At 40.9% G+C, this 17,818-nt stretch carries 14 protein-coding genes, 6 tRNA genes and 1 rRNA gene; 20 read left to right on the top strand and 1 reads right to left on the bottom strand.

The window, feature by feature from the left end; all coding sequences use genetic code 11:
* The 19 genes from BLS24_RS06260 to BLS24_RS06350 form a co-directional block, all read left to right on the top strand.
* Positions 1 to 364, top strand: a 23S ribosomal RNA gene (locus tag BLS24_RS06260); the annotation flags it as partial.
* 65 nt (positions 365 to 429) lie between these two features.
* Positions 430 to 503 (top strand) — tRNA-Asp (locus BLS24_RS06265).
* 32 nt (positions 504 to 535) lie between these two features.
* A tRNA-Val gene (locus BLS24_RS06270) sits at positions 536 to 608 on the top strand.
* Between the two features lie 29 nt (positions 609 to 637).
* A tRNA-Thr gene (locus BLS24_RS06275) sits at positions 638 to 710 on the top strand.
* A 6-nt stretch (positions 711 to 716) separates the two neighbouring features.
* A tRNA-Tyr gene (locus BLS24_RS06280) sits at positions 717 to 798 on the top strand.
* Between the two features lie 63 nt (positions 799 to 861).
* A tRNA-Met gene (locus BLS24_RS06285) sits at positions 862 to 935 on the top strand.
* 6 nt (positions 936 to 941) lie between these two features.
* A tRNA-Phe gene (locus BLS24_RS06290) sits at positions 942 to 1,014 on the top strand.
* A 149-nt stretch (positions 1,015 to 1,163) separates the two neighbouring features.
* Complete coding sequence (locus tag BLS24_RS06295; RefSeq protein ID WP_091757209.1) at positions 1,164 to 1,754, top strand: HD domain-containing protein; 591 nt, start codon at positions 1,164 to 1,166, stop codon at positions 1,752 to 1,754.
* 22 nt (positions 1,755 to 1,776) lie between these two features.
* On the top strand, positions 1,777 to 3,180 hold the full coding sequence (locus BLS24_RS06300; protein ID WP_176764355.1) for an aminotransferase class I/II-fold pyridoxal phosphate-dependent enzyme: 1,404 nt from the start codon (positions 1,777 to 1,779) through the stop codon (positions 3,178 to 3,180).
* Entirely contained in the window at positions 3,162 to 4,571 is a 1,410-nt protein-coding gene (gene pyk / locus BLS24_RS06305) for a pyruvate kinase (RefSeq protein WP_091757214.1), read from the top strand. The genes BLS24_RS06300 and pyk overlap by 19 nt, the downstream gene beginning before the upstream one ends.
* 8 nt (positions 4,572 to 4,579) lie before the next feature.
* Positions 4,580 to 5,173 carry a nucleoside/nucleotide kinase family protein gene (locus BLS24_RS06310; RefSeq protein ID WP_091757216.1) on the top strand — a complete coding sequence of 198 codons (594 nt, stop codon included), beginning with the start codon at positions 4,580 to 4,582 and terminating at the stop codon, positions 5,171 to 5,173.
* A 51-nt stretch (positions 5,174 to 5,224) separates the two neighbouring features.
* Positions 5,225 to 5,665, top strand: coding sequence for a YaaR family protein (locus BLS24_RS06315; RefSeq protein ID WP_071174932.1), 441 nt, complete (start codon positions 5,225 to 5,227; stop codon positions 5,663 to 5,665).
* A 10-nt stretch (positions 5,666 to 5,675) separates the two neighbouring features.
* The gene (locus BLS24_RS06320; RefSeq protein WP_091757218.1) at positions 5,676 to 6,722 is read left to right on the top strand and encodes a DNA polymerase III subunit; all 1,047 of its coding nucleotides are present in this window, start codon (positions 5,676 to 5,678) and stop codon (positions 6,720 to 6,722) included.
* On the top strand, positions 6,719 to 7,657 hold the full coding sequence (locus BLS24_RS06325) for a PSP1 domain-containing protein (RefSeq protein ID WP_091757221.1): 939 nt from the start codon (positions 6,719 to 6,721) through the stop codon (positions 7,655 to 7,657). The genes BLS24_RS06320 and BLS24_RS06325 overlap by 4 nt, the downstream gene beginning before the upstream one ends.
* Complete coding sequence (locus BLS24_RS06330) at positions 7,644 to 8,387, top strand: tRNA1(Val) (adenine(37)-N6)-methyltransferase (RefSeq protein ID WP_330388220.1); 744 nt, start codon at positions 7,644 to 7,646, stop codon at positions 8,385 to 8,387. The genes BLS24_RS06325 and BLS24_RS06330 overlap by 14 nt, the downstream gene beginning before the upstream one ends.
* Positions 8,387 to 9,238 carry a 16S rRNA (cytidine(1402)-2'-O)-methyltransferase gene (gene rsmI, locus BLS24_RS06335; protein ID WP_091757223.1) on the top strand — a complete coding sequence of 284 codons (852 nt, stop codon included), beginning with the start codon at positions 8,387 to 8,389 and terminating at the stop codon, positions 9,236 to 9,238. Before BLS24_RS06330 ends, rsmI begins: the two co-directional genes overlap by 1 nt.
* A 13-nt stretch (positions 9,239 to 9,251) precedes the next feature.
* On the top strand, positions 9,252 to 10,568 hold the full coding sequence (locus BLS24_RS06340; protein WP_091757225.1) for a glycoside hydrolase family 27 protein: 1,317 nt from the start codon (positions 9,252 to 9,254) through the stop codon (positions 10,566 to 10,568).
* 169 nt (positions 10,569 to 10,737) lie between these two features.
* Entirely contained in the window at positions 10,738 to 12,351 is a 1,614-nt protein-coding gene (gene pckA / locus BLS24_RS06345; RefSeq protein WP_091757227.1) for a phosphoenolpyruvate carboxykinase (ATP), read from the top strand.
* Between the two features lie 62 nt (positions 12,352 to 12,413).
* Positions 12,414 to 13,070, top strand: a complete 657-nt coding sequence (locus BLS24_RS06350) for a hypothetical protein (RefSeq protein ID WP_091757228.1) — start codon at positions 12,414 to 12,416, stop codon at positions 13,068 to 13,070.
* Between the two features lie 50 nt (positions 13,071 to 13,120).
* Here BLS24_RS06350 and BLS24_RS06355 read toward each other — a convergent pair whose 3' ends face one another.
* Positions 13,121 to 14,488, bottom strand: a complete 1,368-nt coding sequence (locus BLS24_RS06355) for an MFS transporter (RefSeq protein WP_091757230.1) — start codon at positions 14,486 to 14,488, stop codon at positions 13,121 to 13,123.
* Positions 14,489 to 14,617: 129 nt separating this feature from the next.
* Between BLS24_RS06355 and BLS24_RS06360 the strand changes: the two genes are divergently transcribed.
* Complete coding sequence (locus tag BLS24_RS06360) at positions 14,618 to 17,779, top strand: alpha-mannosidase (RefSeq protein WP_091757233.1); 3,162 nt, start codon at positions 14,618 to 14,620, stop codon at positions 17,777 to 17,779.
* Positions 17,780 to 17,818: the final 39 nt, after the last annotated feature.

A 17,818-nucleotide genomic window follows, 5' to 3' on the forward strand; every position in this document is an offset into this window, starting at 1 on the left:
GTCCCAAGGGTTGGGCTGTTCGCCCATTAAAGCGGTACGCGAGCTGGGTTCAGAACGTCGTGAGACAGTTCGGTCCCTATCCGGCGCGGGCGTAGGATATCTGAGAGGAGCTGTCCTTAGTACGAGAGGACCGGGATGGACGGACCGCTGGTGTATCAGCTGCATCGCCAGATGCATAAGGCTGGGTAGCCACGTCCGGAAGGGATAAACGCTGAAGGCATCTAAGCGTGAAGCCCCCCTCAAGATGAGATATCCCTGCTTCGGCAGTAAGACCCCTTGGAGAGTACGAGGTTAGATAGGCACAAGGTGTAAGCACGGTAACGTGTTCAGCTGATGTGTACTAATAGGTCGAGGGCTTATCCATACGCAGTATAGGAAATGGATTTAGATATCAGTGTTCGGTTTTGAAGGTACAAAAACTTCAACAATGGCCCGGTGGCTCAGCTGGTTAGAGCGCCGCCCTGTCACGGCGGAGGTCAGGGGTTCGAACCCCCTTCGGGTCGCTCAACTTCATATTGTTTGGTTTACTTAGAACGGGATCTTAGCTCAGCTGGGAGAGCATCTGCCTTACAAGCAGAGGGTCACAGGTTCGAGCCCTGTAGGTCCCATTTTTCTACTAAACACAATTCGTGTGTAAGCCGATGTGGCTCAATTGGCAGAGCAGCTGATTTGTAATCAGCAGGTTAACGGTTCGAGTCCGCTCATCGGCTCTATATGGATGGCTTCCCGAGTGGCCAAAGGGGACAGACTGTAAATCTGCTGCAAATTGCTTCGGTGGTTCGAATCCACCGCCATCCATTTTTTTATTGCAAAGATGCAATAATCAAATAAGATTCGTACGGTGGTGCGGATTTATAATGACGCGGGGTGGAGCAGTCTGGAAGCTCGTCGGGCTCATAACCCGAAGGTCATAGGTTCAAATCCTGTCCCCGCTACTCTATGCCTAGATAGCTCAGTTGGTAGAGCAGAGGACTGAAAATCCTCGTGTCGTTGGTTCGATTCCGACTCTAGGCATCTTTTTTTATTAATTCTTTACTCAGTAGGCGGAATTGTTTACTGAGTTTTTTTATGTTTTTTATACATTTTCCCTTGTTCTATGGTAATATTATAAAAATTGGTACGTGTGGTGTTTAATACCATAAAAGAAAAGGTAAAGAGTAGAGATGCATTTAACAGAAGATGATAAGAAGATTATTAAGCAGGTCTTAGATATTAAAGACTATGATCCTGATACATTCGATCCAAAAATCTTAGATGAACTTGAGACAGATGAAGAGTATCGCGGAATCCTTCATAAGCATGGAGCAGAAGTTCTAGGCTCCAAACGATATCAGAGATTAAAGACTTACATTCAGCATGGTGATGTAACAGTATTCGAGCATAGCGTTCACGTTGCACTTTGTGCAATCAAATTAAATAGAAAGCTTAAAGTAGGCTGTAAAGAAAGAGCACTGATAAGAGGAGCTCTTTTACATGACTATTTTTTGTACGATTGGCATGATAGTGATGCGCCTGGAAATATACATCCAAAACTTCATGGATTTTACCATCCTGGTATAGCACTTAGAAATGCTTGCAGAGACTTTAAGTTATCACCAAGAGAAAAAGATATTATTGAGAAGCATATGTGGCCACTTACAATAAGACCACCTCGTTGCAGAGAGGCTTGGATAGTGTGTTTAGCAGATAAATATGCATCTACCCTTGAAACATTGAAGCTTAAGAAAGGAAAGATAAAAGTTAACTATGCCTGATCTTTACCAGGAGTTAATTAGTTTGGCAGAAAGTGATATGTATCCCTTTCATATGCCAGGTCATAAAAGAAATTGCTTAAGCACCCCATTAGAGGGTGCTTTTCGTTGTGATATAACAGAAATAGATGGCTTTGATAATCTGCACGATGAGGCTGGTATTATTCTTCAGGCAGAGGAAAGGGCCAACAGTCTTTATGGTGCTGATAAGACGTATTTCCTTGTAAACGGTAGCACAAGTGGTGTTCTTGCAGCTGTTTCTACAGCTGTACATAAGGGTGGTACTGTTTTAGCTGCAAGGGCAAGCCATAAGTCTTTTTATCATGCAGCATATCTCAGAGATCTAGATATTCGTTACTTACCTGATAATACAGAAAAAGAATTGAATATACCAGGAAGATACAGCGCTAAGGATGTTGAAAACTGCTTAACAGATGACGTAGAAGCTGTATTTATAACCTCTCCAACGTATGAAGGCAAATGTTCAGATATTAGAGGAATTGCTGAGGTATGTCATAAACGCGGAATAGCGCTTATTGTTGATGAAGCACATGGAGCGCACTTTGGCTTTGGAAAAGAGTATTCTGATGCAAAGGGAGGATTTGAGGCTTTGCCTAAGAGTGCTGTTTCAGAGGGAGCTGATCTGGTAATCCATAGCACTCATAAGACGCTTCCTTCAATGACTCAAACAGCGCTTATCCATGTTCAGGGAAATATTGTTGATAAGGGATTACTGAAGAGATTTTTAAGGATATATCAGTCTAGTAGCCCTTCATATGTACTTATGTCTTCAATTGACCTGTGCATGAAGGAAATGGAAGAAAAGGGAGATGAGTTTGTAAGAAATCTTCTTAAATATAGAAATAAGATTCAGGAAGAAACTGCTTCAAATCAGCTGGTAAAAGTGCTAGGGCATGATGATAATGAGGATGCCGCAAAAGTACTGATTTCTGTAAAAGATGCCACAATGACAGGACAGCAGTTATATGATATACTTCGTGAGGAATATGCTTTGCAGCTTGAAATGGCAGGCGAAAAGTTCGCACTTGCTATTATTTCAGGCTGGGATACAGAAGAAGGTATTGATAGATTAATTAGAGCTATTAATGATTTAGAAAAAAAGGCTATTAAGGGAGGACAAAGTTCTAAACATACAGAACTTGTGGTGCCTTCCAAGGCCATGAAACTCAGTAGCGCCTGGGATAGTGAGAAAGAAGTAATCTCTTTAAATGAAGCCACAGGACAGATAGCGGGAGAGTTTATCAATCTGTATCCACCGGGAACGCCGATAATTGCGCCTGGTGAAGTTTTTTCAAAAGAAATATTAGATACCATTAAGACTTATTTGGGTGAAGGCCTTAATGTTCAGGGGATTGTAGAGGATAATAAAGGAAATAAGGAAGGAATTACATGCGTAAGACAAAAATAATTTGTACTATTGGACCAGCAAGTGAGAGCGAGGAAAAGCTTCGCGAGATAATGCTTGCAGGTATGAACGTAGCTCGCTTTAACTTTTCACATGGATCCCATGAGGAACATAAGAGAAAATATGACAGGATCAAGAAGCTTCGTGATGAGCTTGATCTTCCTGTAGCAGTTATGCTTGATACAAAGGGACCAGAGATTCGTTTAAAGGATTTTGAAGCTGGCAAGATCGAGCTTCAGGCAGGACAGAAGTTTACACTTACTTCTAGAGATGTTTTGGGGACACAGTCAGAAGTAGCTATTACATATAAGGAACTTACAAACGATTGCAAGAAGGGAATGACTATCCTTATCGATGATGGCCTTATTGAACTTGTAGTTGATGAAGTAACAGATACAGATATTGTCTGCACAGTAGTAAATGGTGGACCAGTTTCAGACAAAAAAGGAGTTAATGTTCCTGGAGCAGAGCTCACAATGCCATATTTAAGTGAGCAGGATAAGAGCGATATTATTTTCGGTTGTGAGCAGGGATTTGATTTTGTAGCAGCATCTTTTGTCAGAAACAAGGAAGATGTTGAGGCTATTCGCGAACTCTTAAAAGAAAAGAATAGCCAGATGAAGATAATTGCTAAGATCGAGAGCACACAGGGTATCAATAACCTTGAAGAGATCTTAGATACAGCAGATGGAATCATGGTTGCAAGAGGTGATCTTGGTGTAGAGGTTCCATTTGAAGATGTTCCAGTAGTTCAGAAAGAAATGATCAAGCTTGCAGAAGCAAAGGGTAAGTATGTTATTACAGCAACTCAGATGCTTGATTCTATGATCCATCATCCACGTCCAACACGTGCGGAAGTAACAGACGTAGCAAACGCTATATATGATGGAACAACAGCTATCATGCTTTCAGGAGAGACAGCATCTGGTGATTATCCAGTTGAGGCTGTTAAGACAATGGCCCGAATTGCAGAGCGTACCGAGGCTGATATCGACTATGTTGGAAGACTTCGCAAGAGAGATTATGTTCCAACTGATATCACAACAGCTATTTCACATGCTACTTGTAATATCGCTGCAGAAGTTAATGCTGATGCGATCCTTACAGTTACAATGTCAGGATTTACAGCAAGCATGGTGTCTAGATACAAACCAAATTGTCAGATCATTGCATGTACTATCAATCCAACAGTATGCAGACAGTCAAATCTTATGTGGGGCGTAACACCACTTCATATCAGACAGGAAGATACTGCTGATGAGCTTTTCAGAGAAGCTATCAATGCAGCTAAGAATGCTGGCTATCTCAAGGCTGGAGATAAAGTTGTATTAACAGCTGGAGTTCCACTTGGAATACCAGGTAGAACAAACATGATCAGAGTAGAGGAACTGTAAGGGGTAAAATGGGAAGAATATTTCTTTTGATGGGAAAGAGTACCTCTGGTAAAGATACGATTTACCGAGAACTTATAAAGAACGAGGAACTCAAGCTAAATAAGGTAATTCCATATACAACACGTCCTATGAGAGATGGGGAGACTGACGGAGTTCAGTATTTCTTCAAGGATGAGCAGGGATACCAGAATCTCAAAGCAGATGGCAAGATAATAGAAGAAAGAACCTATCACACAAATTATGGCGAATGGAGATATTTTACTGTAGATGACGGTCAGATCGATCTATCTGCAGGAAATTATCTGGTGATAGGAACTCTTGAATCATATTGCTATATTAGAGATTACTTTGGAAAAGAAAATGTGGTTCCACTTCTGATCGACGTAGATGCCAAGATAAGGCTTCAAAGAGCTATGCACAGAGAGGACAAGCAGGAACATCCAAAATATGACGAAATGTGCAGACGCTTTTTGGCTGATGAAGAAGACTTTAGTGAAGACAAGATTGCTCAGGCAATGGTGCAAGATAGATTCAAGAATAATGACAAAATAGACGATTGTATTAATGAAATAACTAGGTACATTATTCAGAAAATAGGATAAAATAAGTATAGGCGTCAAGTGACATAACGACATGGTTTGAGGGGTCAAATTATGGATATAAAGATCAATAATGTCGTACAGCCGACACAAACTGCAGCACCTGAGCAGGTCCAAGAGGCGAATGGAGATTTTAAGTTTGTTCTTACCAGTAAGTTGGAAGACACAAATCTTGCAGAGCGTCTCAATTTGATGATGCAGGATATTGTCCAGCAGGGCGAGAGAATATCCAAGAGAAATGACATCAAGGATATGCAGCGCTACAGAGTGCTCATAAAAGATTTTTTAAATGAGGTTGTCACAAGGTCTCATGCCTTTTCAAGAGAGAACTTCCTTGATAGAAAAGGAAGGCACAGAGTTTATGGAATCATCAGACAAGTTGATGATGAGCTAGATGCCCTTGCTAAGGAGCTTGTTAAGGACGAGAAGGACAATATTGGAATTCTGGCCAAGATAGGTCAGATTGAAGGACTTTTGTTGGATATATTTACTTAAGGGGAACGAAATGGCGGATTTTTCCGATATCATAGATCAAGTTCAGATGAAAGAGCACATGCAGAATGCGCTCAAGACAGATAAGGTGTCACATGCTTACATCATATCTGGTGAAACTGGTTCGGGAAAAGAGTTTATCGCGCGTATATTTGCAAAAGCACTTCAATGTGAGAACAGACAGGACAAAAAAGGCTATGTTGATGGATGTGATGAGTGTCCATCCTGCGTAAAAGCCTTAAGTGGAAGCCATCCAGATATCATTACTATCGGACATGAGAAACCAGGAAGTATTGGTGTCGATGATATAAGACATGGTCTTAGAGATGATGTAGTCATCAAGCCATATGAGAGCAAGTACAAGGTCTATATTATCCCAGAGGGCGAGAAAATGACTCCGGCGGCACAAAATGCGCTGCTTAAGACATTAGAGGAGCCACCTTCATACATTGTTATCATAATTCTTACTAATAATATCAATGCATTTCTCCCAACAATCATAAGTAGATGTATTGTTCTTCCTATGAAGCCAGCGCAGGACGATTCTATCAAGAAATATCTGATGGAAGAATGTCATGTAGTGGACTACAAGGCTATGCTCTGCGCTTCTTTTGCAAGGGGAAATGTAGGTAAGGCTATCGATCTTGCTTCTAATGAGAAGTTTGAAAATCTAAAAGATAGTACAATTGAGCTCTTTGCAAAGCTTAAAAACCTTGAGATCCATGATATGATGGACCGGGTTCATGAAATACTTGCACCTTCTGATGAAGAAGATAAAGCAAGCAAAAAGAATATTGATCCCAAAAGTCTTGAAGACTTTATGGATGTTTTTATATTCTTATTTAGAGATATGCTGGTTTACAAAGCCACAGAGAACGAGGATCACTTGATTTTCTCTGATAAGTTATCGTATATTAGAAGTGTTACAGAAAAATGTGATTATGAACAGATCGATCAGATGCTAAAGGATCTAGAGATAGCGAAAAATCGTATAGGTTCAAATGTTAATATAGATCTTGCATTGGAGCTTATGCTCCTTGCGATTAAGGAGAATTTATGACAAAAGTAATCGGCGTCAGGTTTAGAACTGCCGGAAAGATATATTTCTTTTCACCAGGTAAGTATGTGATCAAAAAAGGTGATCACGTAATTGTAGAGACAGCTAGAGGTGTTGAGTACGGAACAGTAGTAGGCGAGCCAAAAGAGGTTGAGGATGACGAGGTGGTTAAGCCACTTAAGCCGGTTCTCAGAACAGCCAGCACCAAAGATGATGAGCAGGAAAAGGCTAACAGAGAAAAAGAGAAAGAAGCTTTCAGAGTTTGCCTTGAGAAGATCAAGAAGCATAATCTTGATATGAAGCTCATAGATGCAGAGTACACATTCGATAATAATAAGATTCTTTTCTACTTTACAGCTGATGGACGAATCGACTTTAGAGAGTTGGTAAAAGACCTTGCGGCAGTATTTAAGACAAGAATCGAGCTTAGACAGATCGGTGTCAGAGATGAGACCAAGATCATTGGTGGTTACGGAATCTGTGGTAGACCACTTTGCTGTCACTCATATCTTTCAGATTTTGTGCCAGTATCTATCAAGATGGCCAAGGAACAGAGCCTTTCACTTAATCCAACCAAGATTTCAGGTGTTTGTGGAAGACTTATGTGCTGCCTCAAGAACGAAGAAGATGTTTATGAAGAACTCAACCGCAAGATGCCTAGCGTTGGTGATATCTGTAAGGCCAATGACGGACTTGAGGGAGAGGTTTCAAGCGTAAATATCTTGAGACAGACTCTCAGAATCCTTGTGGATGTTGATGATGAGAAGGAAGTTCACGAGTACAAGCTCGAAGAGATAGAACAGATTAAAAAGAAACCAAAGAAAAAGAACCAAAACGGTGGTAAGAAAAATTCTCAAGAAGACGCTGAGATCAAAGAGCTTGAAAAACTTGAGAAGATCGAGAAACAGGAAGGAAAGTCAAAGCTTGGGGACAATTGATCTTAAAAGCGGAGAAAGACTGGATGATCTGCAGAGAAACGGATATAGGATCATACAGGATCCAGAAAAGTTCTGTTTTGGTATGGATGCAGTTCTTTTGTCAGGCTTTGCAAGCGTTCCAGACGGCGGCAGTATGCTGGATCTGGGAACAGGAACAGGAATAATACCTATACTTATGGCAGCCAAGACCAAGGCGGATAGGATTGTAGGTCTTGAGATACAGGAAGAATGCGCCGAGATGGCTGGTAGAAGTGTGATTCTAAATGACCTGCAGAGCAGAGTAGAGATCGTTCAAGGAGATATTAAGGAGGCAGGCGAGTTATTCGAGGCTGCCTCTTTTGATGTAGTAACATGCAATCCGCCATACATGATAGGTGGACATGGCCTTAAAAATCCTGACGGACCAAAGGCTATAGCAAGACATGAGATTCTGTGCGACTTAGAAGACGTGGTGAAGGCAGCAGCAAGGTGCCTTAAGCCTGGCGGCAAGTTCTATATGGTACACAGACCATTTAGACTGTCAGAGATCATTGTCATGATGCATGATCACAAGGTAGAGCCTAAAAGGATGAGATTGGTACATCCTTTTGCAGATAAAGAGCCAAACATGGTCCTGATAGAAGGCGTTAGAGGCGGCAAGTCCAGAATGACAGTGGAAGCACCCCTTGTAGTCTATGAGAGTCAGGGCAAGTACACACAGGAAATATACGAGATATACGGGTATCAATAATGCAGGGAAAGTTATATTTGTGCGCAACTCCCATCGGAAATCTTGATGATATGACTTTTAGAGTATTAGAGACTCTAAGAAGCGTTGATCTGATCGCCGCTGAGGACACGAGAAACAGCATAAAACTGCTTAATCATTTCGATATTCATACCGAAATGACTAGCTATCATGAATACAATAAATACGATAAGGCCAAGTGGCTTATCGAGAAAATGCTTGAGGGAACTAATGTTGCCCTCATTACTGATGCTGGAACACCAGCTATTTCAGATCCAGGAGAGGTTCTCGTTGCGGAATGTTACAAAAGCGGCATTACTGTTACATCACTTCCAGGTCCAGCTGCTTGTATTACAGCACTTACGCTTTCTGGCCTTCCAACCAGAAGATTTTGTTTTGAAGGTTTTTTACCATCTCTTGAAGACAAAAAAGATAGGAAAAGAATTCTTGAAGACTTAAAAGATGAGAGCAGAACTATGATCGTGTATGAGGCTCCTCATCACTTAAAGCAGGCTCTAAATGACCTGTATGAAACACTTGGAAATAGGAGAATATCCATATGTAGGGAACTTACCAAGAAATTTGAAGAGGTAAATCCTACGACTTTGGAAGATGCCATCTCTTTTTATAAAGATAATGAGCCAAGAGGCGAGTATGTATTAGTGATCGAGGGGAAGAGCCTTAAGGAGCAGGACGAGGAAAAGAGATTATCCTGGCAGGAAATGAGTATTGAAGAGCATATGAAGTTTTATGAGGATGCGGGGGTTCCTCATAAAGACGCCATGAAGAAGGTTGCAGCCGACAGAGGAGTCGGAAAAAGAGATATATACAAGGCATTATTAGAGAATGACTGAAATTGGAGGTTTTATGGGAGACAGGTATTATGTAGCAAAAAGGCCACCTATGGGGTGGAACAGTTGGGATTGTTACGGAGCAAGTGTTACAGAAGAGATTCTTCTTGGAAATGCGCAGTACATGGCAGAAAATCTGGAAAGATTTGGATGGGAGTACATCATCTGTGATATTCAGTGGTATGAACCACTGGCAGATAGCCATGAGTATCACAAATTTACTGAGCTGGAGATGGATGAGCATTCAAGACTTATTCCAGCAGTTAACAGATTCCCTTCATCAGCTGGAGGAAAAGGCTTTAGACCAATAGCTGACAAGATCCATGATATGGGACTTAAGTTTGGTATTCATATCATGAGAGGTATTCCAAGACAGGCAGTTCACAGAAATACACCAATTATGGGAACTGATGCAACAGCAAGGCAGATCGCACATCCAGCATCTATCTGCTTGTGGAATACCGATATGTACGGTGTTGACGCCAAAGCAAAGGGCGCACAGGAATATTACAACTCACTGTTTGAAATGTATGCAGAGTGGGGCGTAGATTACGTAAAGGTAGATGATATTGCAAGAGTAGATTGCGGCCCAGATGCACCAGGAGCAGGCTTTAGCGAGATTGAACTTATCAAGAACGCGATTGAGAACTGTGGAAGAGAGATGGTTCTGAGCCTTTCACCAGGACCAGCAAGGGTTGAGCAGAAAGACTTCCTTCTTAACAATGCAAACATGTGGAGAATGACAGACGATTTCTGGGATAAGTGGGAACACTTATATGGAATGTTTGAAAGATGTCATGCTTGGCAAGGTATCGGATGCAAGGACCATTGGCCAGATTGCGACATGCTTCCACTTGGACATCTCTGCGTTTGCAATGATGAAAATGGTCAAAGAGGTCATTACACACATTTCACTCATGATGAACAGAAGATTCTTATGACACTTTGGTGTATTTTCAGGTCTCCACTTATGTTTGGTGGTGAGATGAGGGATAATGACGAGTTTACAAAGAGTCTTTTGACCAATGAAAAGCTTCTGAACATGCACAAAAATGGCAGAAAAGCCAGACAGGTCGACAGAAAAGACGACGTTGTAGCATGGAAGAGCTTCTCAAAAGATGAAAAGATCTACATCGCAATCTTTAATATCAGCGATTCAAAAAGAAAGTACAAGCTAAAATTAAAAGACTTTGGACTTCCTAAGAGCAAAAAGTATGACGCTATAGAAATTTGGACCAACGTTTCCGAAACTTTGGAAAATGGAAAGAAGTTTGAACTAGCGCCACACACAGTTGTTTGCTATGAAATCGAAGCGTCAGAAATGTTAAAATAATGCTAGGTTTTTACAGGAATTTTATAGATATTTTCTGTCAAAAATCTTGTTAAAAGTTTGACTTTGTAGTATAAAAGAAGTATCGGGCGCAGAATTCCCGTTTGATAATAGTGAAACTGCGAATCATGTATTCGTAACAAAAAAATATTAAAGAAAAGAGGATAGCAAAATGGCAAACATCGATTTAAGCCAGTATGGCATCACAGGAGTTAAGGAAGTTGTTTATAATCCTTCATACGAGCAGCTTTTCAAAGATGAGATCGATCCAAGTCTTACAGGTTATGACAAGGGCGTAGAGACAGAGCTTGGTGCAGTTAACGTTATGACAGGTATTTATACAGGTCGTTCACCTAAAGATAAGTTCATCGTTGAGGATGAGAAGTCAAAGGATACAGTATGGTGGACATCTGAGGAATATCCTAACGATAACCACAGAGCATCACAGGCAGCTTGGGATGCTTGTAAGAAGCTTGCTGTTGAAGAGCTTTCAAACAAGAAACTTTATGTAATCGATGGTTTCTGCGGAGCAAATGCAGATACACGTCTTGCAGTTAGATTCATCATGGAAGTAGCTTGGCAGGCACACTTCGTAAAGAACATGTTCATCCGTCCTACAGAAGAAGAGCAGGCTAACTTCAAGCCAGATTTCGTTGTTTACAACGCATCAAAGGCTAAGGTTGAGAACTACAAGGAACTCGGTCTTAACTCAGAGACAGCAGTTCTTTTCAACGTAACAAGCAAGGAGCAGGTAATCCTTAACACTTGGTACGGCGGAGAGATGAAGAAGGGTCTCTTCTCAATGCAGAACTACTTCCTTCCACTTCAGGGCATGGCATCAATGCACTGCTCAGCTAACACAGATATGGAAGGTAAGCACACAGCAATCTTCTTCGGTCTTTCAGGAACAGGTAAGACAACACTTTCAACAGATCCTAAGAGACTCCTCATCGGTGATGACGAGCACGGTTGGGACGACAACGGTGTATTCAACCTTGAAGGTGGTTGCTATGCTAAGGTTATCGGACTTGATAAAGAGTCTGAGCCAGATATCTACAATGCGATCAAGAGAAATGCTCTTCTTGAGAACGTAACAGTAGATGCTAACGGAAAGATTGATTTCAACGATAAGAGCGTTACAGAGAATACTCGTGTATCATATCCTATCGAGTTCATCGACAAGATCGCTCAGAAGGTAAATAAGGTTTCTGCTGGTCCTGACGCTGATAATGTAATCTTCCTTTCAGCTGATGCATTCGGAGTACTTCCTCCAGTATCAATCCTTACACCAGAGCAGACTCAGTACTACTTCCTTTCTGGATTCACAGCTAAGCTTGCTGGAACAGAGAGAGGAATCACAGAGCCTACACCTACATTCTCAGCTTGCTTCGGTCAGGCATTCCTTGAGCTTCATCCTACAAAGTACGCTCAGGAGCTTGTTAAGAAGATGCAGAAGTCAGGAGCTAAGGCTTACCTTGTAAACACAGGTTGGAACGGAACAGGTAAGAGAATCTCTATCAAGGATACACGTGGTATCATCGATGCTATCCTTAATGGTGATGTTCTTAAGGCAGAGACCAAGAAGATCCCTTACTTCGATTTCGAAGTTCCTACATCACTTCCAGGAGTTGATCCTGCAATTCTTGATCCTAGAGATACATATGCAAATGCATCTGAGTGGGAAGAGAAGGCAAAAGACCTTGCAGCTAGATTCCAGAAGAACTTTGTTAAGTACACAGGAAACGAAGCAGGTAAGGCACTTGTATCAGCTGGTCCTCAGCTCTAATAAATTAAACATTCAAGGGCTGTCACGAAAGTGGCAGCTCTTTTTTGTAAAAGGAACTTGCTATGGAAAACATATTTGAGTACGCCCCAATAATCTATATGGATAAAAAAGAGCCAATTAAGATAAAAAAAGTTGGCTATAGATTTTATGAAAAAGACGGAGAAAAAAGCGACTCTTTTAATCGAAGCTTTGATTTTCAGAATCACAAAGGAACTGTAAAAGTCATAGAATATGCGTATTATCTGGACTACGACATTCAGCACTTATATGACCTTGAGCACATCTGGATCTATCTTGATAAAGAGGGAAAAGTCGTAGGAGCAGAAGGAAGCTATCACGGAAGATTCTTAAATGCGATCCTCTTTGATGTCACAGGTTTTGCAGAAAAGGGCAAGAGAATAAAAATGTACTCTCAGCCAGGAAAACACGCAATGCTAGCAGCCCCTAGACTGATGTTTTTGTATCCTGAACTATTTGAAAGCTGTCAGAGACTTGCTGGAATCAGTGGTCTGGATGCCCCAGAGAGATACCTAACAGATATCCACATCACAGAAGAAGAAAACCAAAAGGTTATTAAGTACATAAGAGACAACTTCTCTTTTGAGCCTTCAATGGAATTCGAGGAATATGTAATTTCAGAAGATGACTATATGCCATGGAATGAGCTTGCAGAGAAGATTCCAGAATTTATTCAGAATCAATTAGATATAATTCTTTGAATTAAAAAGCCTACTCACAAAAGTGAGTAGGTTTTTTGGTTCAACACTTATTAAAATTCATCAGAACCCTTAAGTTCTTTTATCTTAGAAAGGATCATCTTTTCGTTATAGGCAAAGAATATGCAGGCGCCGATAAAACAACAGATAAAGGCAACAACTGCAGTTGTGCGGTAGCTTTGCTTGGTCTCGGCAACAGTAACAGAAGTGAAAGTTACAAGGGCAAGAGCCTGGCCAAGTTTAAAGGCAAAGGTTCTGGCAGCAAAGAACATACCGCTTCTATCTTCGCCTGTCTCTAATCTTGTAAGCTCAGCAACATCTGCAACACAGGCCTGAGGAAGGATTCCCAGAATTGCCATTGGAATGGCAGCAGTTACTGCAATGATAAATCCCCAGTGAAGTCCTTTTCCGCAGAAAGAAGTAATTGCAAATACGCAGCAATATGAAAAGAATCCAAAGATGATAAGGCTTTTTTTGCCAATCTTTTTTGCAAGGATGTTAACCACAGGATACAGAAGAACACTGATAAATGTCATGGTCGCTGTCAAAAGGAATGTCCAAGTATCCTCAATCTCCATAAGCTTGGTCTCGTAGAAGGCAAGGCCAGTCTGGAAAAGAGTAAGTGCAAAGAAATAGATAACATCGCTGTAGACAAATCGTCTAAATTGTCCATTTGAAAAAGTCTCTGCCAGGGACTTGAAAGGCTTGGTTTCACTAGGTTTGCTGTCGATGTAATCGCGCTCCTTGATGTAGAAAGCAGGAATCAGCATTGAGATGCAAGCGATGGCAGCCATGATAGCTACTGCAAGTCTGATACCGCCCTTTTGTCCTGCCAAAGAAGTAAGAGCTCCAGCAAGGTTTGGTAAGAGGAATGAAATACTCTGACCAACGATAAATGTAAATGAGATATAAGTTGAAACATTTATCCTATGCTGCTGTGTATCTCCAAGCTCCGCGATCAGCGCATTGTATGGAGTGCAGAACATAGTCATAAACAAATAGAAAACAAGTAAAAGTATAAAAAGAACAAGATCATTAACTACGATATTCCCAGTTTGTGGAAGAACGAAGAGACCTATTGTACAGAGGGCAAAAGGAATTGCCATTGCACGAAGAAAAGGAATTCGTCTTCCTTTTTTGTTGGTACATCTGTCAGACCAGCCAGCAACAAGAGGATCAGTGATTGCGTCAAAGATTCTGCCGGCTGCAAGAACAAGACCAAATAAAGTAAGTTTAAAAATGATAGGATTTTGCGTAATTCCCGAAGCAAAAATTCCTGTGTTTGGATTTTGTGCATCAGGGCTACCCGTGTAGTAATAGACCATCCAGTTAGATACGACACCAGATAAAAGGCTCCATCCAAACTGTCCTAAAGCAAAGATCCAGAGTAATTTGTTAGTGATAGGCTTTAACTGTTTCATGTCAAAAAATCCTTTCTATTTTATAAAAACTATTATACACCAAACTAGTTTCCAATAATATTTCTATTTCTTTTTTGAAGAAAAAGGTTATTATGTTTTTATGTAAAAAATTAAGGCAGGAAACTTTTAATGGGAAATTTGGAGAAGTACAACAAGATCAAAGCTACGCTTGAGAAACTGGAAAAAGACCTTTTTTCAAACGTAACACCAATTGGAGAAGTAATGACAGATGAGGGGCTCAAGATATTGCCTGTTCCTTATGGCAAAAGAGAGTCACTCTTTGATGATTCATTAGATTGGAAAACATTTGAACCAGGCGGAGTGTGGGGAGAACCAGATAAACACTATTGCTTCAAGGTGACAGTAAACATTCCAGACTCTTTTGAGGGAAAAGAAGTATTATTTTTCATGTCTACAGGAGCAGAAGATATCTGGAACACCAACAATCCACAGATGCTTGTTTATATAAATGGGGTAAGACGCTGTGGTATGGACATGAACCACAACAGTCTCACAATATATGACAAAGAAGACTGGAAAAATAAGAAAGACAGAACTGTAGAGATCAGAATATATGCATATTCCAATCTTGATAAAAACGAAAACTATCTAAGCCTTACACTTGCAACCAGAAACGAAGAAGTGCAGAAATTATACTTCGATATGAAAGTTCCATTCGAGGCAATGCAGGCCATGCTTGGAATTCCATCATCCAAACGTGAATCGGTCCTTGATACAACTGCAGGTGCGTTTGAGGAACAGAACAAAAACGTGGCGGTTACTGAGGAAACATTCACTGGGTTATCCACAAAGCTATCCACAACTGGGGAAAACTCGGTGGAAATAATTCTGGATCAGCTGTTCAATGCCAGTAATTTACTGGGTGTGGACTATGTGGAAAATGAAGACACAGCAATCAACAATTGTGGAAAACTCACTGAAAGCTCCGATTATCTCAGGGCTAACCTATATGGCATTGTGGATAACTCAGTAACAGTAAAGAGTGTAGGACATACCCACATCGATGTTGCTTGGAAATGGCAGATCAGACAGACTAGAGAGAAGGTAATCCGCAGCTACTCTACTGTTATGGAACTCATGAAAAAATATCCCGAGTACAAGTTCATGGCTAGTACTCCACAGATGTTTGAGTTTGTAAAAGAGGAAGAGCCAGAGCTTTTCGAAGAGATAAAAGAAAAGATAAAAGAAGGCCGCTTTGAGCCAGAAGGAGCAATGTGGCTTGAGGCTGATTGTAACCTCACTTCAGGAGAATCTTTAGTAAGACAGATCCTTTACGGAAAAGAATATTTCAAGAACGAATTTGGTGTGGATAGTAAGATCCTGTGGCTTCCAGACGTATTTGGTTATAGCGGAGCCCTACCACAGATCCTCAAAAAGAGTGGCGTTAAGGCCTTCATGACAACAAAGCTTGCTTGGAATGACACCAACAGGATGCCAAATGATCTTTTCATCTGGGAAGGAATCGATGGCAGCAGCATTCCAACCTACATCATCACAGCATGCGATTATGATAAGGCAGTAGAGGCAAATGAAACAGGCAAGATCCTGAATTACACATACAATGGCAGACAGAATGCATCTCAGGTAATGGGAACATGGGAAGCCTTCAGGGAAAAAGACATAACAGATACAGTTCTCGAAGTCTATGGTTATGGTGATGGAGGCGGCGGCCCAACATGGGAAATGCTCGAGATGGACAGACGTCTTCACATGGGAATTCCAGGAATTCCAAAAACTGAGCAGGGCCTTGTGGCTGAGTTTTTCGAAGATCTTTTAGACAGGATCAAGGATAACAGCGACGTTCCTACATGGAAAGACGAGCTCTACCTTGAGTACCACAGAGGAACCTATACTTCAATTGGCAAGAACAAAAAGAACAACAGAAGATCAGAGTACCTCCTTTCAGAAGCAGAGCTTCTCTCAGTTTATGCGTACTTAAAGGGCCAGGATTATCCAGCTGATCAGATAAAAGACCTGTGGAAAAAGGTAATGCTCAACCAGTTCCATGATATACTTCCAGGATCTTCAATTGAGGAAGTATACATTGATTCTGATAAAGACTACGCTGAGATCAAGTCATCCGCTGAGAAGATCGTAGCTGACGCAGTAGAAAAAAGCGGATTAAAAGATAACAAAAAGTGGATAAGTTCTTCAGAAAAAGACTCATCTGAGGACAAGAAGCTTTCACTTACAGAAACTGGCGATGAAACAGTAGTAGAAAACCAGTATTACATTATCTCTTTTGACAAAAATGGTGAGATATACAGCCTCTTTGACAAAGAGATAGGTAAAGAGCTGAGGCATAGTGGAAAAGAGCCGCTTAACAGACTCATAGCTTTTGAAGATAAGCCAAAAGAGTACGATTGCTGGAATATTGATGACAACTTTGAAGATGTTTCATGGTGTATAACTAGCCTTGATAGCATCACAGCAAAAAAAGAAAGTGGAAAAGTAGTAATCTCTATTTCAAGAACCTTCAGAAATTCTAAGATAAACCAGGATATCGTAGTTTATGCTAACAGTAGGAGAATCGACTTTGTGACTAAGGCTGACTGGCATGAGCATCAGACTCTTTTAAAGGCTGCATTCCCTGTGGATGTTCAGACAGACAAGATTACCTGCGAGATCCAGTACGGTAACATTGAGAGAAACTTAAAGAAAGAAACAAGCTGGGATAAAGCTAAGTTTGAGTGCTGCGCCCATAAGTGGATTGATATGTCAACTAAGGCTGATGCAGGCTACGGCGTTGCAATACTAAATGACAGTAAGTACGGCTATGATTCCAAAGAAAACCTCATGCGCCTCACTCTCATTAAGTCAGGAATATTCCCTAACCCTAATGCAGATCAGGGACAGCACGAGTTTACCTATTCTCTTTTCCCACACCTTGGTGATTACAGAAAGGGACGAGTAGTAGAAGAGGCTAGAGCGCTCAACGAGGAGAGTCACTATTCTCAGGCAAAAGAGCTTGTGGAAGCAGTTAGAGACAGTATTTTTGAGCTTAAGGACACAGAAGGCGTCTACGTTGAAGCTGTTAAACTTGCAGAAAACAAGGATGGAATTGTGGTTAGACTCTATGAAGGACATGGAAAGAGCACAGAAGTGACTGCGGCTATATTAAAAGATTTTGATGTAGTACCTAAGGATATTTACGAGTGCGATCTCCTTGAAAACCGCATAGGCACAGGCGTACAATATGATGCCACATCCAAAGAAATGAAATTTGGATTAGAAAAGCTTGAAATTAAGACAATAAAAATTTTGCTTTAATTGTAAAATACGCTATAATGTATTAAGAAAAAGTTAACC

The organism is Butyrivibrio sp. INlla18, from assembly GCF_900103635.1.
GTDB lineage: Bacteria > Bacillota > Clostridia > Lachnospirales > Lachnospiraceae > Butyrivibrio.